Below are 24,378 nucleotides of genomic sequence, written 5' to 3' on the forward strand. Positions count from 1 at the left end.
ATGGACCTGTTCATCCAAGGTACGCTGAGCCTGTTCGGCGACCCCACATCAATCATGATTTTCTTCCTCGGGCTTTTCGGAGGCATGCTCTTTGGTGCAATTCCAGGCGTGAATATGCTGACGTTGGGCGCGGTTCTGCTGCCTTTCACAATCACAATGGATCCCCAAAACGCCGTGATGCTGTTTTCAGTCATCTACTGTGCGGGAGTGTTTGGTGGCGCGATTACGGCGATCCTCTTTAACATCCCCGGGGCCCCGGAAAACGCGCCGACCTGTCTTGACGGGTATCCGATGACCTTAAAAGGCGAAGCCGGTAAAGCCATCGGTGCGGCGGTCAGCTGTTCCGCTCTTGGGGGCACGGTTTCGGCGGTCATTATGATGACGGCTACAGGCATTGTCGCCAGCTTTGCCGTGCGTGCCTTTGGTCCCCCTGAAATCTTTGCGCTGATCCTATTTGGCCTGGCGGTTTCGGCATCAATTGGGGCCTCAACTCTATGGAAGGGCTGGCTTTCTGTGCTCGCGGGCCTGATGATTGCGACGATCGGCTCTGACCCGGTTGGAGGAGTTCCCCGGTTTAGTGAAGGCGCCATCCTTGGGCTAGACTACCAGTCCTATTACCTGTCCGCAGGTATTCACTTTATCCCGATGATCCTTGGCTTTTTCGCAGTCTCCGAGGTGCTGGCACAAGCGATCAATATCGCCAAGGGCACCCGCAGCCGACCTCAGGCGTCTATTGAATTCCCCACAATCGCTGAATTCGTCGCCGTACGATGGACAATTGTTCGTTCTGTTTTTGTGGGTTTCTTTGCCGGTATCCTTCCCGGAATTGGTGCAACATTGGCCGCTTTTCTGGGATACAGCCAAGCAGAGCGCTGGTCCAAGAACCGAGACAATTTTGGCAAAGGCGAACTGGAAGGTGTCGTCGCCTGCGAGACAGCCAATAACGCTGCAACCGGCGCCGCCATGATCCCGCTTCTGGCGCTTGGGCTTCCGGGCGGTGCACTGACCGCGATGATCATGGGGATTTTCCAGATCCACGGAATGGAGCCCGGCCCGCTGATCTTCGTCAACTCAGGCGATCTTGTCTGGATCACCTTTGCGGCAATGTTCTGGGCAAATCTGATGATCATCTTCCTGGGCTGGGTGCAGACAAAGACTGTTGTTCATATCCTTCGGGTTCCCTTTCGCTGGCTGGCGCCGGGCATCCTGATCCTGGCGATTGTTGGTGCCTTTGCGCTGCGCAATCTGTTCATCGATGTCTGGATCATGTTCCTTGCGGGCGTTGCCGGCTACATGCTGCGCCGAACTGGCTATTCTGCGGCCGGTGTGGTGCTTGGCCTGATCCTTGGAAAACTGGGTGAATCGGCCTTTGCAAAGTCCATGCAGCTGATGGATTACAACATGCTGGGGTTCATGCAGCGCCCGATCTCTGCGGTTCTGATCATTGTGGCGGCGGTGATTATCACCTCCAGCATTGTGAGCGAGCTTCGAGGCAAAAAACTTCAAAAAGCGCTGATCGACTAAGGGGAAACCCTGTTTCGGTGTGACGCCCCGGCCAGCTTTTGGCGTCACACCAAGCTTCGGATGAGGTCTCTCCCGCCCATCCGAACGTTGCTTCCGGGCTCAAAATGCCCGGAAGCAAACACCAAGCTCCAGAGAGAGGGTTTAAGCGTGAAGTTAACGGACCCCATTATTAAAGCCTCTCGCCAATCTGCATCTTGGAGTGTCCATTCCAAACCGAGAGAACAACAGCCGCTTCAGGCTGCGGTACAGCAAAGCGCGGAGACAGACGCAAATGGCGCAAAAACAACCCTTTCTGGACACGTCCCCAAAGGTTTCAGACGAAATTCGACAGACCACCTGTTACATGTGTGCCTGTCGGTGCGGGATTAACGTGCATCTTCGCGATGGCACGGTCAGCTATATCGAAGGCAACCGGGACCATCCGGTGAACAAAGGTGTGATCTGTGGCAAGGGTGCTTCGGGCATCATGCAGCATTATTCACCGGCGCGGTTGCGAGCCCCTATGAAACGGGTTGGGCCGCGGGGTTCTGGCCAATTTGAAGAGATATCCTGGGGCGAGGCGCTAGAGCTGGCAACCGGGTGGCTTGGCAAGGTGCGCAAGACCGATCCCAAGAAGCTGGCCTTCTTTACCGGTCGCGACCAAAGCCAGTCTCTGACAGGCCTCTGGGCGATGAAGTACGGGACACCGAATTTTGCCGCGCATGGCGGGTTCTGTTCGGTCAATATGGCGGCTGGCGGGTTGTACACCTTTGGCGGTGCCTTCTGGGAATTTGGTGACCCGGATTGGGACTATACGAAATACTTTATGCTTTTCGGTGTAGCCGAAGATCATGCCTCGAACCCGATCAAAAAGGGGATCGGCAAGATCAAGAAACGCGGCGCCAAGTTTGTGTCGGTGAACCCGGTGCGCACCGGCTACAACGCTGTGGCGGACGAGTGGGTTGGCATTCGTCCGGGCACGGACGCCCTGTTTGTCGGCGCGCTGATCCACGAGCTGTTCCGCGCGCAACAGATCGACCTGGATTATCTGATCCGCTACACGAATTCGCCCTGGCTGGTCATTCAGGACCCCGGTGCGGCCGATCATGGGTTGTTCGCCCGGGACGCAGAAGGCAATCCGCTGGTCTGGTCGAACGAGGCGGCTGGTTTTGGCAGCGGCAAGATCAGCGACCTGTCCGCATCCCTGACCGGGACGCGCACGCTGCCGGATGGACGCGCGGCGCGCACTGTGTTCGAGCTGATGGCAGAACGTTATCTGGGTGACGAGTATGCCCCCGAGGCGGTGGAAGAGCGTACCGGGGTTCCGGCCACGCAAATCCGCAAGATCGCGGCAGAGCTGGCCCATGTCGCCTTCAAGGAGGAGGTGATCATCGAGCGTGAGTGGACCGACGCCTGGGGCCGCAAGCATGACAAGCTGATTGGCCGCCCGATCTCGATGCACGCCATGCGCGGGATCTCGGCCCATTCCAACGGGTTTCAGACCTGCCGGATGATCCATATCCTGCAGATCCTTCTGGGCTCGATCGATTGCCCCGGCGGCTTCCGCTATAAACCGCCCTATCCCAAACAGACCCCGCCGAACCTGCTGCCGCATGGGGCGGCGGGCGACATTAAACCCGAGATGCCCCTTGGTGGGCCGCATCTGGGCTTCCCCCACGGGCCGCATCACCTGCTGCTGGACGAGGAGGGCGGGCCGAACCGGCTGGACAAGGGCTTTAGCTGGGACGCACCCATGTCGGCGCACGGGCTGATGCATATGGTCATCAACAACGCCGCCGAGAAAGACCCGTACGGTATCGACGTGCTGTTCATGTATATGGCCAACATGGCGTGGAACAGCTCGATGAACACGCCGGGCACGATCGACGCGCTAACCAAAACGGACGAGAACGGCGACTATGTGATCCCCAAGATCATCTACTCGGATGCTTATTACTCCGAGACGGTTTCCTTTGCCGACCTGATCCTGCCCGACACCACCTATCTGGAGCGCTACGACTGTATCTCGCTTCTGGATCGACCGATTTCAGAGCCCGAGATTCTCGCGGATTCGATCCGGTATCCAGTGGTAGAGCCCGACCGCGATGTGCGCGGTTTCCAGACCGTGCTGATCGACCTCGGCGCACGGCTTGGCCTGCCGGGTTTTGTCGATGACGAAGGCGCGCCGCTCTACCCTGGTGGCTATCCCGACTACATCGTCAACCACGAGCGCAAACCCGGTATCGGGCCACTGGCCGGGTTCCGTGGCAAGGATGGCTCTGACTATGGCGTGGGCGAGAAAAACCCCGACCAGTTGAAGCGTTACATTGAGAACGGGTCGTTCTGGGAACATAGGATTGACCCCGAACACGCCTATTTCCGCCATGCCAACCGCGGCTATCTGGATTGGGGCATCGAGAAAGGCATTCGCCTGACGCCCGAAGCCACGATCTTCCAGCTGTACAGCGAACCGGTGCAGCGGTTCCGGCTGGCTGCCAAAGGTCATGGCGACCGGCAACCACCAGAACGCGCACGCGAACGGATCGAGAAACACTTCGACCCGCTGCCCTTCTGGTACCCGCCACTGGAAGAGTCGATGGTCGACGCACAGACTTTCCCCCTGCACGCCATCACGCAGCGGCCCATGCATATGTATCACTCGTGGGGCTCGCAGAACGCGTGGCTGCGCCAGATCACGGCGGCAAACCGGCTGTATATTCATACCTCGGTTGGCGAGAGCATCGGGGCCAAAGATGACGACTGGGTTTGGCTCAGCTCGCATCAGGGGCGGGTGAAGTGTCAGGTCCGGCTGATGGACGGGGTGAACCCGCACACAGTCTGGACATGGAACGCGATTGGCAAGCGCCGCGGGGCCTGGGGCCTGAGCGACGATGCGCCGGAAAGCAATCAGGGCTTCCTGCTGAATCACCTGATCTCGGAATTGTTGCCGGAAGGCGGCGGCGGATACCGCTATTCCAACTCCGACCCGATCACTGGGCAGGCCGCGTGGTTCGATCTCAAGGTCTCGATCGAAAAGGCTGACGGGGACGCTCGAACAGAACCCTTCTTCGAGCCTGTCGGATCCGGCTCACAGCCGCCTTCACCTAAGAAAGTCGCCTTCGGGGCCGAGTTCGGGAGCAAAGACAAATGACCTGCCTGCCGAAAGAAACAAAGAAAAAGCTTGGCCTTGTCATCGACTTGGACATCTGTGTCGGCTGTCAGGCCTGCGCGACCAGTTGCAAAGAATGGAACACGGGTGGCTACAGCGCGCCGCTCTCGGATCACGATCCCTATGGCGCTGATCCGTCGGGCGCGTGGCTGAACCGTGTCCATTCCTTCGAGGCCAAGACCGCCGAAGGTCAAGCCAAGACGGTCCACTTCCCGCGCTCCTGCCTGCATTGCGAAGAACCAGACTGCGTCACCGTCTGCCCCACCGGGGCTTCCTATAAGCGCGAAGAAGACGGCATTGTTCTGGTCAACCCAGACACCTGCATCGGCTGCAAACTGTGCTCCTGGGCCTGTCCATATGGCGCACGGGAATATGACTATGACGACGGGGTGATGAAAAAATGCACCCTGTGCGTGGATCGAATCTATAACCGGAACGTCCCCGAAGAAGACCGCGTTCCGGCCTGCGTGCGTGCCTGCCCAACAGGAGCGCGCGCCTTTGGCGACCTGGGCGACCCGAACAGCGAAGTTTCACAATCCGTGGCCGCACGGGACGGTTTTAACCTGCTCGACGCGTTCGGATACAAGCCCGTCAACAAGTACCTACCTCCGCGCATCAACAGCGTTCAGGTCTCCCCGGTTGTCGAAAAAACCGCCGCCCCAGATGGGTCACGGCTCGAGAAATTGTTCGCTTGGGCTGACAAAGCCCTGTCGCGGTAAGAGGTCCCACAATGCATCCAGCCTATTCCGTTATCGTCTTCACCACATCCTCGGGTGCGGGTTACGGCCTTTTGTTCTGGCTGTCTCTGGCCCACATTGCGGGAGTTCTGCCCGGCGAGGGCTGGCTTCCCTTCTTTAGTGTGGCTGTGGCACTGGCTCTGATCACCGTGGGCCTGTTGTCCTCAACCCTTCATTTGGGCCACCCGGAACGCGCCATCGGAGCCTTTTCGCAATGGCGCTCGTCGTGGCTGTCGCGCGAAGGCGTGGCAGCGGTGTTCACCTATATCCCGGCCGGCCTTCTGGCGCTGATCTGGCTGATGGGGATCGAGACCGGAGTAACCCAGTTGCTTGCCTTGCTTTCAGCGGTCGGCGCGGTTGTCACAGTGTATTGCACGGGCATGATCTATGGATCCTTGCGTACCATCCGGCAGTGGCACAAGGGGCTGACGCCTTTGGTGTACCTGACCCTTGGATCCGCAACCGGAGCGCTTCTGCTGGCGGTTCTGATGGCGTTTTTGGGCTCGGCGCCCGCTTGGGTGGCCATTCTGGTGTTGATCAATATGCTCGTTGCCGGCTCCCTGAAACTGTCCTACTGGCGCCAGATCGACGCCGATCCCGGTCAATACACGACCGAGATGGCGACCGGTCTGGGTGGCAATGGCGGCTCTGTCCGCCCGCTGGATCCCCCGCATACAATGCCAAACTTTGTAATGAGAGAGATGGGCTATCAGGTCGCTCGCAAACACGCGGCTTCTTTGCGCCGCCTTTCGGCTATCGCTCTCTTCGCGGCACCAATCGTTGCAGTCCTGATCGCGACGTTGGCATCAGGCGGGGCGGCAGTTCTGTATCTCATCGCAACTCTTGCCGCCGCATGGGGTGTGGCCACCGAACGCTGGCTCTTCTTCGCAGAAGCCGAGCACGTCAGCCAACTTTACTACGGCGCTACCCGGGCCTGATCCCAAGACACAGATAAGAAAGTAACCAGAATGGAAGCGCTTGGCCTAACGATCGAAATGATGATCGTGCTATCGGTTCTGGCCCTGACCGTGGGTCTGTTCGTGACCGAAATTGTCCGGGTCGATGTCGCGGCCATCGGTATCATGGTGTTATTGGGCTGTATCGCGTCTCTGCCAGGGCTGGAAAGCGTTGTGGATGTGTCCACGCTGTTTTACGGCTTCGGCAGCAACGCGGTGATTTCGATCATCGCTGTGATGGTCATCGGCGCGGGCCTCGACAAAACCGGCGTCATGTCGGCGGTCGCGGTGTGGATCACGCGGGTTGGCGGCTCGACGGAGTCACGCATCGTCGTGCTGATTTCGTCGGTCGTGGGGTTCATTTCGTCCTTCATGCAGAATGTCGGAGCGGCGGCTCTATTCCTCCCTGTTGTATCGAGGATTTCTGTCCGAACCGGCCTGCCTATGTCGCGCCTATTGATGCCGATGGGCTTCTGCGCAATTTTGGGTGGCACTATGACGATGGTGGGCTCGTCACCGCTGATCCTGCTCAACGATCTGATCCTAGGCGTCAACGCCACCTTGGCCGCAGACCAGCAGATGAACTCTTTCGGTCTGTTCGATGTGACTCCGATTGGCCTGGCTCTGGTTGTCACCGGGATCCTGTATTTTGTTGTCTTTGGACGTGTGGTACTTCCTGCTGTCTCAGCGGATGTCGGGGCCAAGTCTCAGAGCCTGCTCGATTACTTCAGCAAGGTCTACAACCTCGACGGCGAGATTCACGAAATCGACGTCCCTGACGGAACAGCTTTGGCAGGAAAGTCGATTGACGAGCTTGAGACCACCTACCGGATCCTGATTGTCGCGACCCACTACAACAAGAAGACCTTCATGGCGCCGCCGCGCGATGTTTTGATCGAAACGCCTGCACGCCTCGCGGTGATCGGAGCACGCCACGATGTCGAGGCATTCCACGCGGATTTCGGGCTGGCAAAATTGCCCGAACTCGACCAGTTCTCGGAATCGCTCGGCGCATCGAAAGGCGGTATCGCCGAAGTCGTCATTCCGCCTAATTCATCGGTGATCGGAAAGACCGGCCGCGAAATCGTGATGCGCAGGGTCTACGGCTTGTCGCCGCTGGTACTCTACAGGGCTGGTGACGTGTTCACCCGCGGCAAGGAAAATCTGCTCGGCAACATGCCCTATCAGGCCGGTGACACGCTGGTCTGCCACACATCGTGGGAATCGCTCGCGCGCCTTGAGAAAGACCGGGATTTTGTTGTCGTGACAACCGACTACCCCAAGGAAGAGCTGCGCCCCCAGAAAGTCGCCCATGCCATGGTGTTCTTCCTTATCGCGCTGGCGCTGATCCTCGGGACCGATCTGCGATTGTCGCTTTGTCTGCTGGTCGGGGCACTGGGCATGGTTGTCAGCCGTGTTCTGAGTATTCAGGAGGCCTATGAGGCGGTGGGCTGGAACACGGTATTCCTGCTGGCCAGCCTGATCCCCCTGGGTCAGGCGGTTCAGAATACCGGTACAGCGCAGTGGATTGCCGATCTCGTATTGGGAATTCTCGATGGTATGCCGATCTGGACGATACAGTCCGCAGTCGCTGTTCTGGCCACGGTGTTCACACTGGTGATGTCGAATGTCGGCGCAACAGTTCTTCTGGTTCCGCTTGCGGTGAATATCGCACTGGGCGTTGGTGCCGACCCGGCGCTATTTGCTCTGACCGTCGCGATTTCCACATCGAACTCGTTTCTGATCCCCACACATCAGGTCAATGCGCTGACCATGGGACCTGGCGGCTACTCCGTTCCAGATTTCATGCGGGCGGGCGGTGTGATGACAGTGCTGTTTCTCGTCGTGTCAATCACGATGTTGAACTTATTTTTCTAGCGGTCTCGTCTGTCTGGCGACAACACCTAACGGACGAAGACCTGAGTAACGCCAATGGATAGGGCGAACGGCGCCCTATACCCTTCAAAGGGATTTTCAAGATGAAAGCACAGGATGACATAGCTCAAGTAAGCGCAATCGTGGCCCGTGCGCGTGCCGCCCAGAAAGCTTTTGAGGTCGATGCCGACCAAGCGCGCTATGACCGCGCGGCCGAAGCTGCTGCCTGGGCGATCATGGAGCCGTCGCGCAACAAGGCCTTGGCCGAGCTTGCGGTCAAGACGACCGGACTTGGCAATGTGGCTGACAAGATCATCAAAAACCATCGCAAGACCCTTGGCCTGATGCGCGACATCAAGGGCGTGAAAACGCATGGGATCATCTGCGATGATCCGACCACCGGCATTACCGAGATCGCCCGCCCCATTGGGGTGATCGGCGCCGTGGTGCCCTCGACCAATCCGGCGGCGACGCCTGCCAACAACATTATCAACGCCTTGAAATGCGGCAACGCGGTGGTCGTTGCTCCGTCACCAAAGGGTGTGGCAAGCTGCGAGCTGCTTTTGTCCAATATTCATGATGAGTTCGACAAGCTGGGGCTTGATCACGATCTGGTCCAGATGATCCCCGCGCCGGGCTCCAAGGCCAAGACGCAGGCGATGATGGAGCTGAGCGACCGGGTGATCTGCACCGGCAGCCAGAACAACGTCCACCGCGCGCAAACCTGCGGCACGCCTGCTGTGGCGGTTGGTGCGGGCAATGTCACCGTGATCGTTGACGAAACCGCCGACCTGAACGCCGCAGCCCGGAAAATCACTGCGTCCAAGACATTCGACAACGCGACCTCCTGTTCGTCCGAAAACTCGATAATCGTCGTCGATGCGATCTATGATGGGTTCGTCGCCGCATTGGCCAAAGAAGGTGGCGCACTGGTGAAGGACGAAGCGCAGATCGTTGCGAAGCTCTGGCCCGACGGGCATCTGAACCGCGAGGTCATCGCGCAGGATGCTGACAAGATGATCGAGGCGTTGGGCCTGTCCGGTCAGGTGCCTGATGACACCAAGTTCCTCGCCGTCGAAACACAAGGGATCGGCGCGGACCATCCGCTGTCGGGTGAAAAGCTCAGCCGTGTTGCAGCGCTTTTTCGTGCGAAGGACTATGAAGACGCGCAGGCCATAGCGACCCGCATACTGGATTATCAAGGGGCCGGGCATTCCATCGGCATTCATACCGCAGACGATGGGCGCGCCGTGGCGATGGGCGCATCGCTGCCGACTTGCCGTGTCATCGTAAACCAGGCGCACACCTTTGCTACCGGCGGGTCCTTTAACAACGGCATGCCATTCTCGCTTTCCATGGGATGCGGCAGCTGGGGGGGGAATGCGATCGACGAAAACCTGCATTGGAAGCACTTCATTCAAAGCACCAAGGTTGTTCGTGAAATTCCGCCTGTCGAGCCTGCGCTCGAAGACATCTTTGCGGATTACTGGGCGGAGGCGGGGCAATGAAGGTGGACGATCATACACCTCCCGGCGGCACTGTTCGCGACTGGCTGGATGACCGGGCTGGCGCTGTCGGGGATCGTGAAGCGTACGTGTTCTTCGACGGAGAGCCCGCGCTGACCTGGTCGGGACTGCACGGCAAAGCAAGGCAGTTGGCGGAACAGCTTACAGCGCAAGGAGTGGAAAAGGGGGCCAGTATTGCAATCCTCCAACCCAACGGGCGCGACGTGATCGAGTGCCTTTACGGTGCCCTGTACGGTGGGTTTCGCGCGACGGTGATCAACCTTGTCGCAGGCGACGAGGCTATTGGCTACGCTCTGGACCATTGCGAGGCGCATATCGCCCTTGTGGGCGACGCACAGGCAGAGCTGTTTGAAAGAGTGCGCCCAGCCGGCATGTCGAGGTTCTCTGCCTCAAGCCTCGTCGAAGCCACAGCGCTGCATTCGCTTGGTCCCGATGACGACGCGCTTCTTATGTACACTTCCGGAACGACGGGCCGACCCAAGGGTGTCGTCCACAGCCACGCAAGCCTGCTGGCTGGCGGCTGGACCCCGACTCTGGCGCACAAGTTAGCACCAGAAGATCGCGGTCTATGCGTGCTTCCGATCTATCACATCAACGGGCTGTGTGTGACCGTGTTAAGCACGCTAATCTCGGGAGGGTCGCTGGCCGTTGTTGAGAAATTCTCGGCAAGAAAATTCTGGGGCCAGTGCGAAAGCGCGAATGTAACATGGTTTTCGGTCGTCCCAACGATCATTTCTCACTTGCTGCATTCGGACATCACTCCAACAGCTGAAACCAAAGCTCGGCTGCGCTTCGGTCGTTCCGCCTCATCACCGCTCGCGCCGGATCTTCAAACCGCGTTCGAAACACGTTTCGAAGTCCCAATTGTGGAAACAATGGGGTTGACGGAAACTGCAGCACAGATGTTGTCCAACCCGCTACCACCGGGCGTTCGCAAGATCGGGTCGCCGGGAAAGGCATATGGGAACGAAGCATGTATTCTGTCGGCTGATCTCACACCCTTGCCACCCAATACCAAGGGTGAAATAGCGGTACGCGGCCCAAATGTGATGCGCGAATACCTAAAAAACAAAGACGCCACGCGAGAGACAATCACATCGGATGGCTGGCTGCGGACCGGTGATCTTGGGTACATCGACGAAGACGGATACTTCTTTGTGACAGGCCGCCTGAAAGAGCTCATCATCAAAGGTGGTGAAAACATAGCCCCTCGTGAAATCGATGAAGCTCTCTATTCGCACCCCGATGTCATTGAAGCAGCTGCATTTTCGGTTCCGTGCAAATCCTATGGGGAACGCATCGAGGCTGCAGTTAAGCTGCGTGACGGGTCTAGCATGTCGTCCGAGCGGCTCGTCGAGATCTGTGTTGAGAGGCTCGGCTCATTTAAGTCACCGGATAAGGTGCATATTCTGGATGACCTTCCAAAAGGTCCTTCGGGAAAGATCCAGAGGATCAAACTCCAAGACCTGATTAAGTGAAAAATCCCACTGACGGCCATGGAAAAACGTCGTGCAGATATCATCGCAGAGCAGCTTGAAGAGCGGATTTTTGATGGAACCTATGCGGACGGAGATCGCCTTGACGAAGTCCGCCTTGCCGAACAATTCGGAGTTTCCAGAACTCCGTTGAGGGAGGCATTGCAAGGGCTTGCGCGCTCTGGGTTGGTGGCGTTGATCCCACGGCGCGGAGCTTTTGTTCGTCAACCCGGTCCGGTTGAACTTCTGGAAATGTTTGAAGTCATGGCAGAAGTCGAAGCTGTGTGCGGACGCCTTGCTGCAAAGCGCATTTCCGACGAAGCTCTGGCAGATCTGCATGATGCAAATGACAAGTGCCAAGCAGCCGTTGAGGCACAAGCCCCTGATTCCTACTACAGCGAGAACGAACGATTCCACAAAATCATCTATCGGGAGTCAGGCAATGGCTTCCTGGAGGCCGAGACCGGAATACTGCACCGGCGCCTCCAGCCATTCCGACGTCAACAGCTGAGATTGAGAGGTCGCATGGCGCAATCCATGAACGAACACAAAACCATCCTGGAGGCCCTCGAACGAGGAGATTCCGAAGCTGTGGCTAACGCTCTACGTGGTCATGTGGCGATTCAAGGAGAAAAGTTCCACAGCCTGATGAGAACCCTCAAGAACATTGCTGAATGAAGGTTTGATTGTTGCAGATACAGAAAAGTCGGCTTGGTCCGCGACCTGTAAGTTGACCATCTGATCCGCGCTGCGCCGCGATCGAATGGCCGGGTTTGCAGCCGCGCTGCAGTACTACCAACTGAGCACTTGCGGCGATTTTCGCGCTGCGAGCGCACGCAGCGAAAAAAGTGAATGCACAGTGTGGGCTCGAAGCTGACCTTCGCGGCAAAGTCTGACAAGAGCGGCTTTGCCGGGCTGGGGCAGGCCTGCGTGAAGATCCAGCGCTATATAAAAAGGCGCCCCAAGGGGCGCCTTTGTGGTTCACGTCGGTGTGGAACCTGTCGGTCAGACCTTGAGGTTCGGAATGATCTGCTTTTTGCGGGACATCACGCCCGGCAGAACCACGGCGTCGCCGCTCACGGTGGCGCCAAAGGATTTTTCGGCCACGGTTTTCACCAGATCGTTGGGGACCAGCAGGGTGGCTTCTTCGCGCAGGATGTCGACAACGAACAGCAGAACCTCGTCCACGCCATCTTCAGCTGCGACGGTTTTGAAGCTTTCCATCAGGCTCTCTTTGCGGCCCAGCGGGATTTCCGGTGCGGTGGTTTCCAGAACGGAGACGCGGAATTTGGTGCCGTCAACTTCGTATTCTTTGGAGTCCATGCGGATCAGTTCGGCATCCGAGAAGGCCGAGACGTCGGATTTCGCCGCAAACATTTCAGCCGCGTAAGCGCCGAGATCCAGGTTCAGCTCTGCCGCCAGCTTTTCGGCCAGCGCCTTGTCCACGTCGGTGGTGGTGGGGGAGCGGAATTCCAGGGTGTCGGACAGGATGCAGGACAGCATCAGACCTTTGATCTGGTCGGTCATCTTGGCGGCGTCATCGCCCATCAGATCGTACATGATGGTGGCGGTGCAGGCCAGCGGGCGGACGGTGATGTCGATCGGGCCTTTGGTTTCCAGACCGCCGACCAGCTTGTGGTGGTCGATGATCGCGGTGACGTCCAGCGCGTTGATGTTGTCGGGCAGTTCGGCCGGGTTGTTGGTGTCAACGATGACTGCGGGGGTGCCGTCTTCAAACGCGGTTTTGATCGCGGGCTTTTCTGCGTTCCACTTTTCCAGAACAAAGGCTGCCTCAGTATTGGGTTCCCCCAAGAGGACCGCTTCGGCCGCCTGGCCTTTGATTTCGTTCAGGTACCAGGCCCAGATGATCGGAGAGCCGGTGGAATCGGTGTCGGGGGATTTATGGCCGAAAACTTGAATGGTCATTTGACGGTCCTGTGTCTCAGAATGTATCTGCCGCGCCTTATAGCAGGGCGGGCGTCTTTGTCACCCCGCCGCAGTGCCGCATGGGTGCAAGCCTGTGTTGCGAAAAGCGCGGGGGCGGCGGGGTCCTGCCGGTTCGGCCCAAACCCTGAGCTTTTGCACAGGGATCAGGCGGTCAGAAGCTGGCGCGCGACAGGGACCAGCCCGCCCGGTCCAGCAGATTGAGCATGCCCACCTCTCCGGGCAGATGCGCGGCCCCCACCGCCATCAGGATCTTGCGGTCCTTGTGGCGAGCCAGCTGTTTCATCCACGCCCGGTTGCGCCCGTCCAGAATTTCGCGGTCCATCGCGCGCAGCAGGCGGCGGACCTCTTTGCGCGAGACATCCAGATCGCCATAAAGCGCCCAGGTCATCAGGATCCGCCCTTCGGTCAGCCGTTCCTGAAAATACGCCGCACTTTGTGTATGGGCGAGGCTGTTGTGGTCGGTCTGGCTGCGCAGGTCCAGCAGCAGCATCCGGGCCTGATCGCGCAGCGGCATCGCTGACAGCGCCGCGAGACCCGCGTTGGTGTCCTCGAGCCCGGCGACCGGCACTTTGGCGCGGTGCGCCTGACGTTCGATCCGGTCATCCAGCCCCCGGCGGCGGCCGATGCCGCGCGGCAGGCAGCCATCGGGGCCGATCATATCGCCGATCACCCAGGGCTGCAGCTGCAGGGCGGCTTCGGGGGCAAAGCCCGTGCGCAAAAGCTGGGGCAGCAGGAATTGCCAGTCGGATTTGGACATCAGCTGATCCAGACGCTGGCCTTCGGGCAGCAGGAAATACTGGGCCTGGCTGGGGTCGTCGTCAAATTCGGGATGGGTGGCGATCTGGGCGGCTGTGACCTCGAGCAGGACCAGATCCATGTCGCGGATCACCGGCCGCAGCTGGCGCATCACCCGCCCCATGCGCGGGTCGCCCGAATGCTGGGTGCCAACCACATGCAGGGTGCGGTCGCCCTTGCGGGCTATCCAGTGGTTGCCTTCGGAATAGGGCACGCGGGCGGCGTCACTGGTCAGCCGCTGGCGCAGCTCTGGCGACAGATCGGCGCGCAGGTCTCGCCCCTGGCAGCGTGCCTCAGCCGCTGTAGGCAGGGCCATCTGCAGGGCCCCCAACAACAAGGCGAAACTCAGAAACTTGGCGGTGCGGCGCATGGGGGATCTCCGGAACAGGGACGGGAAAGCGAGGGCAGGGAACAGTGTCAGGGCAGATCAGCGGGGGGCAGGGGCTGGCGCGCCAGCTGGTAGCCTGCCTTGGTCAGCAGATCGAGCACGCCGCCCTTGCCGGGCAGGTGCATGGCGCCGACGCCAATGACAATCTGGTCGCCTTCGGTGGCTTCGATCACCGGGATCCAGGCGGCATTGCGGCCAAGCAGCATCTTATCCATCAGCTCGTCCAGATCGGCCTGCCGCCGTTCTGGCGACACCGGCGCCTCAGCCGCGAGGAAGCGGGCCTCTTCGATCAGGGTGAATTCAAGCACGCGTTCGTCAAAATAGGCGGCAGAGAGGCTGGCCAGCTGGTTCGGATCGGTCTGCGTCATCGCCAGATAGCTGCGCAGCCCTTCGACCTGTTCGTCGAGCGGCGTGTCCGACATCAGGCCAATCACCGACAGCGCATCTTCGAGGGCTGCAATTGGCACATCAGCGTCTTTGGCCATGGTCATCAGCCGTTTGTCCAGCCCATTGGCAATATCGGGATCCTGTTTGGCACAGAGCGGCAGCGCCAGAGACAGCGACAGGAACCAGGGCTGCATCTTGGCGGCCATTGCAGGCGGCAGGCCCGCGTCCCGGGCAAGGGCGGCCACGTGGTCCCATTCCTGTGGGCTGAGCCGGTCAATCAGGCTGGGGCCTTCGGTGATGAACGCGTGGGTCAGGTCTTCGGTCAGGGCTTTTTGAACTTTGGCCTGATCTGCATCGGTGGCTTCGACCAGCAGCGCGTCGGCGCTGTCAAACAGCGGCGCAAAGGTCTCGCGCCAGGCGGCAAAGCGCGGGTCGTTCAGGTGCAGCGTGCCAATCACATGCAGCACCCGGTCGTCGCGTGTGGCTGTCCAATAGAGCCCTTCGGCATAGGGGGCGACGGCGACCTGCGCGGCGACATCGGCCAACAGCGCCGGCGGCAGCGTGCTGCGGGTGTCTGTGCCGGTGCAGGCGGCGGCCAGCGGGCTGGCCAGAGCCCCGGCAAAGGCCGCGCCGGTCCAAAACGCCCATTGTGTCCGGCGGCGTGTCCGGCGGCGTGTCTGGCGGCGCGGCTGAGGTTGATGGCAGGACGGTCGGCTGGACGGTCGGTAGGACAACAATTGGGGCAACAGGCGTGACAACACGGGAAATCTCTTTCTTCGGGGTGTCCCGCACGCACCCTAACTGGGGACTGCGGGACGAAAATTTCAAATCGTTTCAGCCACCTTGCCATTCGGCGGCAGGCCCGGCAAGTTCGCGGGGAGCGGAAATGACAGGACGGTGAACACAATAGGGTGGGACCACATGGCGCAGGGCAGCGCCCCGGACATCTTCCCTCGGACCGCGACAGCAGATCAGCAGGGTAGCAATGAAAAAAGAAGAAGATCTTTATGCCCCGGTCAAAGCGCTTCTGGAAGCGCAGGGCTATGAGGTCAAAGGCGAAGTCGGCGCGGTCGACGTGATGGGCGTCCGGGACGCTGGCGAGGATCCTGTGCTGGTCGAACTGAAGCTGACGTTTTCGCTGTCCCTCTATCAGCAGGCGATCACCCGGCAGGCCGTGAGCGATGTGGTCTATATTGCCGTGCCCAAACCCAAGGGCCGTCAGGCGCGGCGGGTGATGAAGGACAACCACGCCCTGTGTCGCCGTCTGGGGCTGGGGTTGATCACCGTGCGCGAAGATGGTTTTGCCGAGGTCCACTGTGACCCGACCCCCTATGCGCCGCGCAAATCGAAACCGCGCAAGGCGCGGCTCTTGCGAGAATTCCAGCGTCTGAGTGGGGATCCCAACAAAGGCGGCGCGCGCCGGGGCGGGCTGATCACAGGCTACCGCGATGATGCGTTGAAATGTGCGGCCTATCTGGCCCGTGAAGGGGCCAGCAAAGGGGCGGATGTCGCCCGCGCCACCGGGGTGGTCAAGGCCACAACGCTGATGCGCGACAATCATTACGGCTGGTTTGATAAGGTCGACACAGGCGTCTATGCGCTGGGCACGGCAGGCGAGAAAGGTCTGGCCGAGTGGTGGCCCGACGGGGGCGCGCCCCAAGAAACGAAGGCGGATTAACGCCTGTGGCGGGTGTCCCCGTCGCCGTCCCCAAAAATGTCACAGATTTTTCGCGTCAGATGCGTTGACTCCTGCGTTTTGCAGACCTAGCTTCCTGCTCGTTAGCACTCATGACCTGCGAGTGATAATGATCCGTGCTCGTTGCTTCCAAGAAGGATGGCACGGGTGTTAGAGAAATGTACTTTGAGCTTAAGGAGCTGCAAAGATGGCACTGAAACCGCTTCACGACCGCGTTCTGGTTCGTCGCACTGAAAGCGAAGAAAAAACCGCCGGTGGTCTGATCATCCCCGATTCCGCAAAAGAAAAGCCCTCTGAGGGTGTTGTCGTCGCATGTGGCGAAGGCGCGCGTAAGGACTCTGGCGAGCTGATCGCGATGGCAGTGAAAGAGGGTGACACCATCCTGTTCGGCAAATGGTCCGGCACCGAAGTCTCCGTCGACGGTGAAGAACTGCTGATGATGAAGGAAAGCGACATTATGGGCATCATCGTGTGAGCCTTAGGCCCGCACTGATTTGATCCCTGATCCGTTTTCCCCCCGAAAATAATACTCTTTAGGAGAGAACCATGGCCGCTAAGGACGTGAAATTCGATACCGATGCCCGCAATGCAATGCTGCGTGGCGTCAACATTCTGGCAGATGCTGTCAAAGTGACCCTGGGCCCCAAAGGCCGTAACGTTGTTCTGGACAAATCCTTTGGCGCACCGCGCATCACCAAAGACGGTGTGTCTGTTGCCAAAGAGATCGAACTGGAAGACAAGTTCGAGAACATGGGCGCACAGATGGTGAAGGAAGTTGCTTCCCGCACCAACGACGAAGCAGGCGACGGCACCACCACCGCGACCGTTCTGGCACAAGCGATCGTTCGCGAAGGCCTGAAGCAGGTTGCAGCGGGCCTGAACCCGATGGACCTGAAGCGCGGCATCGACATGGCAACTGCCAAAGTCGTTGAAAGCATCAAGGACATGGCGCGCGAAGTCAAAGACTCCGACGAAGTTGCGCAGGTTGGCACCATCTCCGCCAACGGCGAAGCAGAAATCGGCCGCCAGATCGCTGACGCAATGCAGAAAGTCGGCAACGAAGGCGTGATCACCGTCGAAGAAAACAAAGGCATGGAAACCGAGACCGACGTGGTCGAAGGCATGCAGTTCGACCGTGGCTACCTGTCCCCGTACTTCGTCACCAACCCGGACAAAATGATCGCAGATCTCGACGACTGCATGATCCTGCTGCACGAGAAGAAACTGTCTTCCCTGCAGCCGATGGTTCCGCTGCTCGAGCAGGTGATCCAGTCTCAGAAGCCGCTGCTGATCATTGCAGAGGACGTTGAAGGTGAAGCGCTGGCAACTCTGGTTGTCAACAAACTGCGCGGCGGCCTGAAAATTGCTGCTGTCAAAGCACCGGGCTTCGGCGACCGCCGCAAAGCCATGCTGCAGGACATCGCAATCCTGACCGGTGGCCAGGTTATCTCTGAAGATCTGGGCATGAAGCTCGAGTCCGTGACCATGGACATGCTGGGCTCCGCCAAGAAAATCGAGATCACCAAAGACGAAACCACCATCGTTGACGGTGCAGGCGAGAAAGCCGAGATCGAAGCCCGCGTTGGCCAGATCCGCGCGCAGATCGAAGAAACCACCTCTGACTACGACCGTGAGAAGCTGCAAGAGCGCGTTGCCAAACTGGCAGGCGGTGTTGCTGTGATCCGCGTTGGCGGCATGACCGAAGTGGAAGTCAAAGAGCGCAAAGACCGCGTTGACGATGCCCTGAACGCAACCCGCGCAGCTGTGCAGGAAGGCGTCATCGTTGGTGGTGGTGTTGCTCTGGTTCAGGCTGGCAAAGCGCTGGACGGTCTGGAAGGTCAGAACTCCGACCAATACGCCGGTATCACCATCGTCCGTAAGGCAATCGAAGCGCCGCTGCGCCAGATCGCTGAAAACGCAGGTGTTGACGGTGCGGTTGTTGCGGGCAAAGTCCGCGAGTCCGATGAGACCTCCTTTGGTTTCAACGCACAGACCGAAGAATATGGCGACATGTTCTCCTTCGGCGTGATCGACCCGGCAAAAGTGACCCGTACCGCGCTGGAAGATGCGGCATCGGTTGCGGGCCTGCTGATCACCACTGAAGCCATGGTTGCAGACAAGCCTTCCAAAGACGGCGGCGCGCCTGCAGGCGGCATGCCCGACATGGGCGGCATGGGCGGCATGATGTAATCACAAGTCCTTTGGACTTGTGATGCCCGACAGGCGACCTCCCCAAAGGGAGGTCTGCCGAGAGGGTCATCAACCATCCAGTCGGATGACACAGAAAGGGTCGCCTGCGGGCGGCCCTTTTTTATTTGGCCCGCGATGCGGGCCGGCCTCCGGCGGGGATATTTGGAAAAAGATGAAAGGGCGGGGCGCGTTATTTCGCGGCCTCTTCAATTGACGATCCTGCGCAAGCCTGGCAGCCTGGTTGTAATTTTTAACAGCGAAATCAATTTTATGGCTAAGGCAGTTTTTATTCAGTCGTCCCATTCCGTCTATGATGATCAACCGGGGGTCGCCTATCACTTTCCAAAAAGAAGTTACTTAAGACGAGTTGCGCAAACAGTTGGCGACTGGGTGGTTTTCTATGAGGGCCGTTCCGGCGGCGGTCGGGGGTACTTCGGTGTGCAAAGGGTAAAGTCCATAGAGGATGATCCTTCTGATCCCACACATGCCTATGCAATTCTGGACCAGGCAAGTCAGCTGTCCTTTGAGCGTTCGGTTCCGCGACTAAAAGACAATGATGCGCCGTACGAAACGGGCCTGCCGAAGTTCGGAGGTTTCAATACGCAAGCGGTGCGGATGATTTCAGATGAAGATTTTGATGCCATTCTAGCAGCGGGCTTTGCGGTCGAACCTCACCCTGATCGCTTGCCGCGAACGGGAGCAATCACCCGTGATGCCGAGGGATTTGCCGAGGCCCGGGCAACCTTCGACCACACACCTCGCGAAAGCATTTTGGTTTCGAGGAAATTGCGAGATCGCAGTTTTGCCAAGCAAGTAAAATTCGCCTATGGAGGGGTGTGTGCCCTGTCTGGTCTGGAGCTTCGCAATGGGGGTGGTCGGCCTGAAGTTGAAGCGGCCCATATTCTCCCAGTTGAGCACAATGGCCCGGATGTCGTGCACAACGGTATGGCGTTGTCTGGAACTCTGCATTGGATGTTCGATCGCGGTCTGGTGGGGGTGGATGACGATCGCCGTATCTTGGTGGCCAGCGAAACCGTTGCGTCTGACACGCTTTCGCGGCTGTTGGTCCCGGACCGAAAGTTGATTGTGCCCAAGGCTGTGGCGTTGCAGCCCCATCGGGATTATCTACGCTGGCACCGTGAGAATTGTTTTAAAGGGTGAGGTTTTTGCCTTTGTCATATGCGGTCCCTAAGGTGGCCCCATGACCCGCAAGCACCCCAATCGCCGCATGTTGATCCCGCTGAATGCGCAGGAGCGTGAGGCGCTGCGTGTTTTGGCGCGGGGTGGGAGCCTTGGCGATGCGCTGCGGCGGCTGGTGCAGGTTGGGCTGACCGAGGGTGTGGTGGATCTTGGCGCGGTGCGCGAGAGAGCTGCGCCGTCGCGTTTGCCGCTGCAACTGCCACGACAGGCACGGCGGATGGTGGAGCGGCTGGCGCAGCGCGAGGGGAGCACGCCAGAGCTTGTTGTCTGGGCTCTGCTGCGGCAGGCGCTGGCGCGGGCGCGCCTGGAGCGGTGAAAGACGTCTCAATTGCCGCCCGATGTCCGGCGATGGCCTTGAAATAAATGCGGTATCTGTGCGGTCGTGGGGCAAAACAGCCCCCGATTGTAAGGGGGACGCACCGGCAAGATCACAAGAAAAGCGCGCAGGCGGCTGTTGGGGATTGTCCTTTGCGTGCAACAGCGGGGACGGGGACGTGCCCCTCCGGTATTCTAGGCTTGGCACGAATCACCCTTTGCGCGTATTGATACACCCACGGTTCAACTTTCCTTGCGCTCTCTTTGGCCACTGGCTGGGGCATTTCGCGCAGGGATCCATCGGTCTTTAGCCAAGAGGAGGCGTTTTGATGACCAATCGTTATTTCGTACGCCAAGCATCTTGGCTGGGCGCCCCATGCACCCGACGTATCGGTGCAGTGGCGACGTCATAAGCCGATCTCCGCGGTCCAGCGCAGCCCTTATGCGCCCAGTTCCGCACTCCTGAACCACATTCCAACCTGATCCCTGACTGACGATCTTTGCGGCGCGCGTTATGGCCGCCGTTTGAGGTCACTCTCTGCGCCCTGTGCGGGGCTTTGGGTCTGGTTGGTTCCCTTCACACCTTTGATGAGAGGCCACCCGGAATGGGTGGAGACCTATTATGACCAGAAATGATCCTTTTGAACTGGCGCAGATGCCTTTTGCACAACCGGGGCCAAACCCGGGGCTTCTGGCCCTGACCCTGGTTGAAGAAGCGGCGCGCAGTCTGGGCCCCTTTGCCCGGTTGCGGCTGGCCCTGCGGCTGCTGGGGCGGCTTGTGCGGGCCCCGGGCGGGGGTGAGAGGCCACGGGTCAAAATGACCGCTGTGGACAACCTTGATGCCTTCCTGCGTCGGGACATTGGCCTGCCGGAAGAAGCCCCGAGGCGGGGGCCGCCGCTTTACCCTCCGCCTCCGTATTTCTGAGCGGGCCTGCGCGCCTGGCGCAGAGTCACGGCTCTGTGATCACAGTTGGTCCCGTTGCCCTCTTGTCCTGCTTGACAGGGGGCGGCGGGGCTGGTTGTCGTGGCCGGGTTTGAGACAATTCCGGAGCGCAGGACGATGCGGCTGATAATCCTGACAACGCTGGTCATGCTGGCCTTTGCTGCCAATTCCGTTTTGGGCCGCTGGGCCATTGGCGGTGGCCATATGGAGGCGGTGGATTTTGGTCTGCTGCGGTTGGCCTCGGGGGCGGCGATGCTGTGGGCGCTGTGTGCGCTGCGGCGGCAGGGGCCGCAGGAACGCCTTGGGCCGAGCCTTCTGGGCGGCACGTCTTTGCTTGTCTATATCCTTGGGTTTTCAATTTCTTATGTGGCGCTGGATGCGGGGCTTGGGGCGCTGATCCTGTTTGGTGTGGTGCAGGTCACCATGTTCGCCTGGGGGCTGCTGCGCGGGCAGGCGGCCCGCCCGTTGCAAGTGGGCGGCGCGGCGCTGGCGCTGGTGGGGCTGGCCTATGTGGTCTGGCCTGGCGAAGGCGCTGAGGTGCCCCTGTGGGCGGCGGCGTTGATGGGCTTGGGCGGGTTCGGCTGGGGCGTCTATTCGCTGGCTGGGCGCGGGGCGCGAGATGCGCTGGGGGCAACCACGGTGAATTTCACGCTGGCCAGTGTCCTGTTGCTGCCGTGGTTGTGGATCAGTGGGGATGCACCGGTCAGCGGGCTTGGGGCTTTGCTGGCGGTGATTTCGGGCGCGGGCACATCGGCGTTGGGATATGCGCTGTGGTATCGGATCCTGCCGCAGATCGCACCGCCCGTGGCCGCCACCGTGCAACTGAGCGTGCCGGTGATTGCGATCCTTGCGGGCAGCGTGATCCTGGGCGAAGCCATTGGCCTGCGGCTGGTGGTGGGCGCGGTTCTGGTACTGGGCGGGATTGCGCTGGTGGTGCGGGGAAAATAGGCGCAGGAACCTCAGGGGCTGCGATCGGGGCTTTTCAGGCCGCGGCGCGGCGCTTATCTGACGTTTATGCGCCGATATCTCTTTCTTCTTTTGTTGTGGCTGCCGCTGCCTGCGGCGGCAGACTGTGTGATCCTGCTGCATGGGCTGGCGCGTACCGAGGCGTCCTTTCTGTTGATGGAGGAGGCGCTGGAGGCGCGTGGCTATGCGGTGGTGCGGCCCGGATACCCGTCGACCTCGGCCCGGATCGAGGACCTGGCAGAGGCGGCGCTGCCCGCAGCTTTTGCGGCTTGTGGGGCGGCGCGCACCCATGTGGTGACCCATTCGATGGGCGGCATTCTGGCGCGCTATTATCTGTCGAAACAGCGCCCTAAGACACTTGGCAATGTGGTCATGCTGGCGCCGCCCAATATGGGCAGCGAGCTGGTGGACGAGCTGGGCGACTGGTCGGTGTTTGACCTGATCCACGGACCCGCAGGCGCAGAGCTGGGCACAGGCCCCGACAGCCTCCCCAATCGCCTGCCGCCGGTGGAATATCCGGTCGGGGTGATCGCGGGCAGCCAGTCGCTGAACCCGGTGTTTTCCAGCCTGATCCCCGGGGCTGATGACGGCAAGGTGTCGGTGGCGCGGACTTCGGTTCCGGGTATGCGGGCCAAGATCGTGCTGCCGGTCACGCATACCTATATGATGAACAACCCGCGTGTGATTGCGCAGGTGGCGCATTTTCTGGAAACCGGCACATTTGATGCTTCCCTTGGCTGGCTGGATGGGGTTCTAGGAGAGAATTGGAATGCAGCGGATGGACAAGGCGAGTGAACGGGCAGGGAAACGGGTTGGAGCTGACATTGGTGGGCGCAAATGTGTTGCGCCCGGATGGGTTGGAACTTGCGGGCGAACTGGCGATCGGCGGCGGTCTGGTTCAGGAAGGGCGGGCTGGGCGGCAGATTGATCTGTCGGGCTATCGCGTGATGCCCGGGATCATTGACCTGCACGGTGATGGGTTCGAACGTCACCTTGCGCCGCGCCGGGGCGCGATGAAGCAGATGGGCGAAGGGATTGTCGCGGCTGAGGCCGAACTTGCCGCCAATGGCATCACCACCGCCGTGCTGGCGCAGTTCTATTCCTGGGAAGGCGGCCTGCGCGGGGCGGAGTTTGCGGGCCAAGTGTTCGAGGCAATCAAATCCGTCAAAGACCAGCTGGTCACCGATCTGCTGCCGCAGCTGCGGTTCGAAATTCACCTGCTTGAGGATTATGCCACCCTGCCTGCGCGTGTTGCCGAGTGGGAGGTGCCCTATGTGGTGTTCAACGACCATCTGCCGCATGACCGTTTGGCCGAAGGGCGCAAGCCGCCACGGCTGACCGGTCAGGCGCTCAAAGCGGGGCGCAATCCCGAGGTGCATTTCCAGATGCTTCTGGATCTGCATGCGCGCAAACCCGAGGTGCCCGCCGCGCTGGAGGCCGTGGTGCCGCAGCTGTTGGCGCAGGGGGTGCGTCTGGGCAGCCATGATGACCACACGGCCGAGGACCGCGCCCTTTGGCGCGCACGCGGCGTGCGGATTTCAGAATTCCCCGAAACGATGGAAGCGGCAGAGGCCGCGCGTGGGGCGGGGGATCATGTGATCCTTGGTTCCCCCAATGTGGTGCGCGGGGGCAGCCATAAGGGCAATGCCTCGGCGGTTGAGCTGATCGCAATGGGGCTCTGTGATGCGTTGGCGTCGGATTACCACTACCCCAGCCCGCGTCGTGCGGCGTTGATGCTGGCGAAGACGGGGCTTTTGCCGATCGAGGCGGCCTGGGCGCTGGTGTCGGAAGGCCCTGCGCGGGTGCTGGGGCTGGCAGATCGCGGTCGCCTGTTGCCGGGACAGCGCGCGGATCTGGTGGTGTTGGACGCACAGGACCGGGTTGCGGCGACGCTGTCGGGGGGGCGTGTGAGTTACATGACCGGCGATATAGCCGCCCGGTTTGTAGGGTAAGCGCACTGCACCTCAGGCCCCATGGGCCATCGCCCCAGCGCCTGAAACCGCCTTTGGGCGATTTCAGAGATCCCGGTTTCATATCTTTCGCTTAACTTCGAGGGTCTGGGGGATCATCCCCCGGCGGGGGTGCGGGGGCAGCGCCCCCGCCCGCGCGCCGCAGGCGCGCCTCCAATAGTTCGCGCCGCAGGCGCGCCCCAAAAGAAACGCGCGCCCAATGGGCGCGCGCTGTGAAGTGTTGCCGTGGCGGTTCGGTTACTTCTGCGCCGCTTGCGCTTTNGTGATCCGGTTCACGTNGCCCCTCTTTCGGCCGGGTTTTGCCTCGGCCTTGCCCTACATGTGGGTGGCGCAGTCGGGC

Annotated in this window: 20 protein-coding genes; 17 read left to right on the plus strand and 3 right to left on the minus strand. The window is 60.1% G+C overall.

Going from position 1 to position 24,378, the window contains the following annotated elements:
- The 8 genes from TRM7557_RS08860 (at position 1) to TRM7557_RS08895 (ending at position 11,919) form a co-directional block, all read left to right on the plus strand.
- On the plus strand, positions 1-1,524 hold the full coding sequence (locus TRM7557_RS08860; protein ID WP_058289865.1) for a tripartite tricarboxylate transporter permease: 1,524 nt from the start codon (positions 1-3) through the stop codon (positions 1,522-1,524).
- 271 nt (positions 1,525-1,795) lie between these two features.
- Positions 1,796-4,654: a molybdopterin oxidoreductase family protein gene (locus TRM7557_RS08865; RefSeq protein WP_058289866.1), complete on the plus strand. Its 2,859-nt coding sequence runs from the start codon at positions 1,796-1,798 to the stop codon at positions 4,652-4,654.
- Positions 4,651-5,391: a 4Fe-4S dicluster domain-containing protein gene (locus TRM7557_RS08870; protein WP_058289867.1), complete on the plus strand. Its 741-nt coding sequence runs from the start codon at positions 4,651-4,653 to the stop codon at positions 5,389-5,391. Before TRM7557_RS08865 ends, TRM7557_RS08870 begins: the two co-directional genes overlap by 4 nt.
- An 11-nt stretch (positions 5,392-5,402) precedes the next feature.
- Positions 5,403-6,347, plus strand: a complete 945-nt coding sequence (locus TRM7557_RS08875) for a dimethyl sulfoxide reductase anchor subunit family protein (protein WP_058289868.1) — start codon at positions 5,403-5,405, stop codon at positions 6,345-6,347.
- Between the two features lie 30 nt (positions 6,348-6,377).
- Positions 6,378-8,243 carry an SLC13 family permease gene (locus TRM7557_RS08880; protein ID WP_058289869.1) on the plus strand — a complete coding sequence of 622 codons (1,866 nt, stop codon included), beginning with the start codon at positions 6,378-6,380 and terminating at the stop codon, positions 8,241-8,243.
- A 101-nt stretch (positions 8,244-8,344) separates the two neighbouring features.
- A complete protein-coding gene (gene sauS / locus TRM7557_RS08885) occupies positions 8,345-9,748 on the plus strand; it encodes an acylating sulfoacetaldehyde dehydrogenase (RefSeq protein ID WP_058289870.1) in 1,404 nt (467 codons plus the stop codon).
- A complete protein-coding gene (locus TRM7557_RS08890) occupies positions 9,745-11,244 on the plus strand; it encodes an AMP-binding protein (protein WP_058289871.1) in 1,500 nt (499 codons plus the stop codon). The genes sauS and TRM7557_RS08890 overlap by 4 nt, the downstream gene beginning before the upstream one ends.
- An 18-nt stretch (positions 11,245-11,262) precedes the next feature.
- Positions 11,263-11,919 carry a GntR family transcriptional regulator gene (locus TRM7557_RS08895; RefSeq protein ID WP_058289872.1) on the plus strand — a complete coding sequence of 219 codons (657 nt, stop codon included), beginning with the start codon at positions 11,263-11,265 and terminating at the stop codon, positions 11,917-11,919.
- 327 nt (positions 11,920-12,246) lie between these two features.
- Here the strand turns inward: TRM7557_RS08895 and TRM7557_RS08900 are convergent, their stop codons facing one another.
- The 3 genes from TRM7557_RS08900 to TRM7557_RS08910 all read right to left on the minus strand — a co-directional run bounded on the left by TRM7557_RS08900 (position 12,247) and on the right by TRM7557_RS08910 (position 15,492).
- Complete coding sequence (locus TRM7557_RS08900) at positions 12,247-13,167, minus strand: manganese-dependent inorganic pyrophosphatase (RefSeq protein WP_058289873.1); 921 nt, start codon at positions 13,165-13,167, stop codon at positions 12,247-12,249.
- A gap of 172 nt (positions 13,168-13,339) precedes the next feature.
- Positions 13,340-14,353 (minus strand): TraB/GumN family protein, encoded by a 1,014-nt coding sequence (locus tag TRM7557_RS08905; protein ID WP_074942144.1) that lies wholly within the window; start codon positions 14,351-14,353, stop codon positions 13,340-13,342.
- A gap of 47 nt (positions 14,354-14,400) precedes the next feature.
- On the minus strand, positions 14,401-15,492 hold the full coding sequence (locus tag TRM7557_RS08910; protein ID WP_235811441.1) for a TraB/GumN family protein: 1,092 nt from the start codon (positions 15,490-15,492) through the stop codon (positions 14,401-14,403).
- 251 nt (positions 15,493-15,743) lie between these two features.
- Here TRM7557_RS08910 and TRM7557_RS08915 point away from each other — a divergent pair, with 251 nt between their 5' ends.
- From TRM7557_RS08915 to TRM7557_RS08955, 9 genes are all read left to right on the plus strand, one after another.
- On the plus strand, positions 15,744-16,436 hold the full coding sequence (locus TRM7557_RS08915; RefSeq protein ID WP_058289874.1) for a DUF2161 domain-containing phosphodiesterase: 693 nt from the start codon (positions 15,744-15,746) through the stop codon (positions 16,434-16,436).
- A gap of 205 nt (positions 16,437-16,641) precedes the next feature.
- A complete protein-coding gene (gene groES / locus TRM7557_RS08920) occupies positions 16,642-16,929 on the plus strand; it encodes a co-chaperone GroES (protein ID WP_058289875.1) in 288 nt (95 codons plus the stop codon).
- 71 nt (positions 16,930-17,000) lie between these two features.
- Entirely contained in the window at positions 17,001-18,644 is a 1,644-nt protein-coding gene (gene groL, locus TRM7557_RS08925; RefSeq protein ID WP_058289876.1) for a chaperonin GroEL, read from the plus strand.
- Between the two features lie 162 nt (positions 18,645-18,806).
- Complete coding sequence (locus tag TRM7557_RS08930; protein ID WP_235811442.1) at positions 18,807-19,805, plus strand: HNH endonuclease; 999 nt, start codon at positions 18,807-18,809, stop codon at positions 19,803-19,805.
- Positions 19,806-19,845: 40 nt separating this feature from the next.
- Positions 19,846-20,160: a hypothetical protein gene (locus tag TRM7557_RS08935; protein WP_058289877.1), complete on the plus strand. Its 315-nt coding sequence runs from the start codon at positions 19,846-19,848 to the stop codon at positions 20,158-20,160.
- A gap of 621 nt (positions 20,161-20,781) precedes the next feature.
- On the plus strand, positions 20,782-21,084 hold the full coding sequence (locus TRM7557_RS08940) for a hypothetical protein (protein ID WP_058289878.1): 303 nt from the start codon (positions 20,782-20,784) through the stop codon (positions 21,082-21,084).
- A 135-nt stretch (positions 21,085-21,219) separates the two neighbouring features.
- Positions 21,220-22,050, plus strand: coding sequence for a DMT family transporter (locus tag TRM7557_RS08945; protein ID WP_058289879.1), 831 nt, complete (start codon positions 21,220-21,222; stop codon positions 22,048-22,050).
- Between the two features lie 66 nt (positions 22,051-22,116).
- Complete coding sequence (locus TRM7557_RS08950) at positions 22,117-22,863, plus strand: alpha/beta fold hydrolase (protein ID WP_058289880.1); 747 nt, start codon at positions 22,117-22,119, stop codon at positions 22,861-22,863.
- A complete protein-coding gene (locus TRM7557_RS08955) occupies positions 22,860-24,020 on the plus strand; it encodes an alpha-D-ribose 1-methylphosphonate 5-triphosphate diphosphatase (protein WP_058289881.1) in 1,161 nt (386 codons plus the stop codon). Before TRM7557_RS08950 ends, TRM7557_RS08955 begins: the two co-directional genes overlap by 4 nt.
- The last annotated feature ends 358 nt before the right edge of the window (positions 24,021-24,378 follow it).

Origin of the sequence: Tritonibacter multivorans (assembly GCF_001458415.1) — a bacterium.
Taxonomy (GTDB): domain Bacteria; phylum Pseudomonadota; class Alphaproteobacteria; order Rhodobacterales; family Rhodobacteraceae; genus Epibacterium; species Epibacterium multivorans.

Excerpts from the sequence above, each read along its gene's own strand:
- TRM7557_RS08915 (WP_058289874.1), top strand. The coding sequence starts at position 15,744 with ATGAAAAAAGAAGAAGATCTTTATGCCCCGGTCAAAGCGCTTCTGGAA.
- groES (WP_058289875.1), top strand. The coding sequence starts at position 16,642 with ATGGCACTGAAACCGCTTCACGACCGCGTTCTGGTTCGTCGCACTGAA.
- groL (WP_058289876.1), top strand. The coding sequence starts at position 17,001 with ATGGCCGCTAAGGACGTGAAATTCGATACCGATGCCCGCAATGCAATG.
- TRM7557_RS08880 (WP_058289869.1), top strand. The coding sequence starts at position 6,378 with ATGGAAGCGCTTGGCCTAACGATCGAAATGATGATCGTGCTATCGGTT.
- TRM7557_RS08905 (WP_074942144.1), bottom strand. The coding sequence starts at position 14,353 with ATGCGCCGCACCGCCAAGTTTCTGAGTTTCGCCTTGTTGTTGGGGGCC.
- TRM7557_RS08870 (WP_058289867.1), top strand. The coding sequence starts at position 4,651 with ATGACCTGCCTGCCGAAAGAAACAAAGAAAAAGCTTGGCCTTGTCATC.
- TRM7557_RS08900 (WP_058289873.1), bottom strand. The coding sequence starts at position 13,167 with ATGACCATTCAAGTTTTCGGCCATAAATCCCCCGACACCGATTCCACC.
- TRM7557_RS08950 (WP_058289880.1), top strand. The coding sequence starts at position 22,117 with ATGCGCCGATATCTCTTTCTTCTTTTGTTGTGGCTGCCGCTGCCTGCG.
- TRM7557_RS08940 (WP_058289878.1), top strand. The coding sequence starts at position 20,782 with ATGACCAGAAATGATCCTTTTGAACTGGCGCAGATGCCTTTTGCACAA.
- TRM7557_RS08865 (WP_058289866.1), top strand. The coding sequence starts at position 1,796 with ATGGCGCAAAAACAACCCTTTCTGGACACGTCCCCAAAGGTTTCAGAC.
- TRM7557_RS08945 (WP_058289879.1), top strand. The coding sequence starts at position 21,220 with ATGCGGCTGATAATCCTGACAACGCTGGTCATGCTGGCCTTTGCTGCC.
- TRM7557_RS08860 (WP_058289865.1), top strand. The coding sequence starts at position 1 with ATGGACCTGTTCATCCAAGGTACGCTGAGCCTGTTCGGCGACCCCACA.
- TRM7557_RS08875 (WP_058289868.1), top strand. The coding sequence starts at position 5,403 with ATGCATCCAGCCTATTCCGTTATCGTCTTCACCACATCCTCGGGTGCG.
- TRM7557_RS08895 (WP_058289872.1), top strand. The coding sequence starts at position 11,263 with ATGGAAAAACGTCGTGCAGATATCATCGCAGAGCAGCTTGAAGAGCGG.
- TRM7557_RS08935 (WP_058289877.1), top strand. The coding sequence starts at position 19,846 with ATGACCCGCAAGCACCCCAATCGCCGCATGTTGATCCCGCTGAATGCG.
- sauS (WP_058289870.1), top strand. The coding sequence starts at position 8,345 with ATGAAAGCACAGGATGACATAGCTCAAGTAAGCGCAATCGTGGCCCGT.
- TRM7557_RS08890 (WP_058289871.1), top strand. The coding sequence starts at position 9,745 with ATGAAGGTGGACGATCATACACCTCCCGGCGGCACTGTTCGCGACTGG.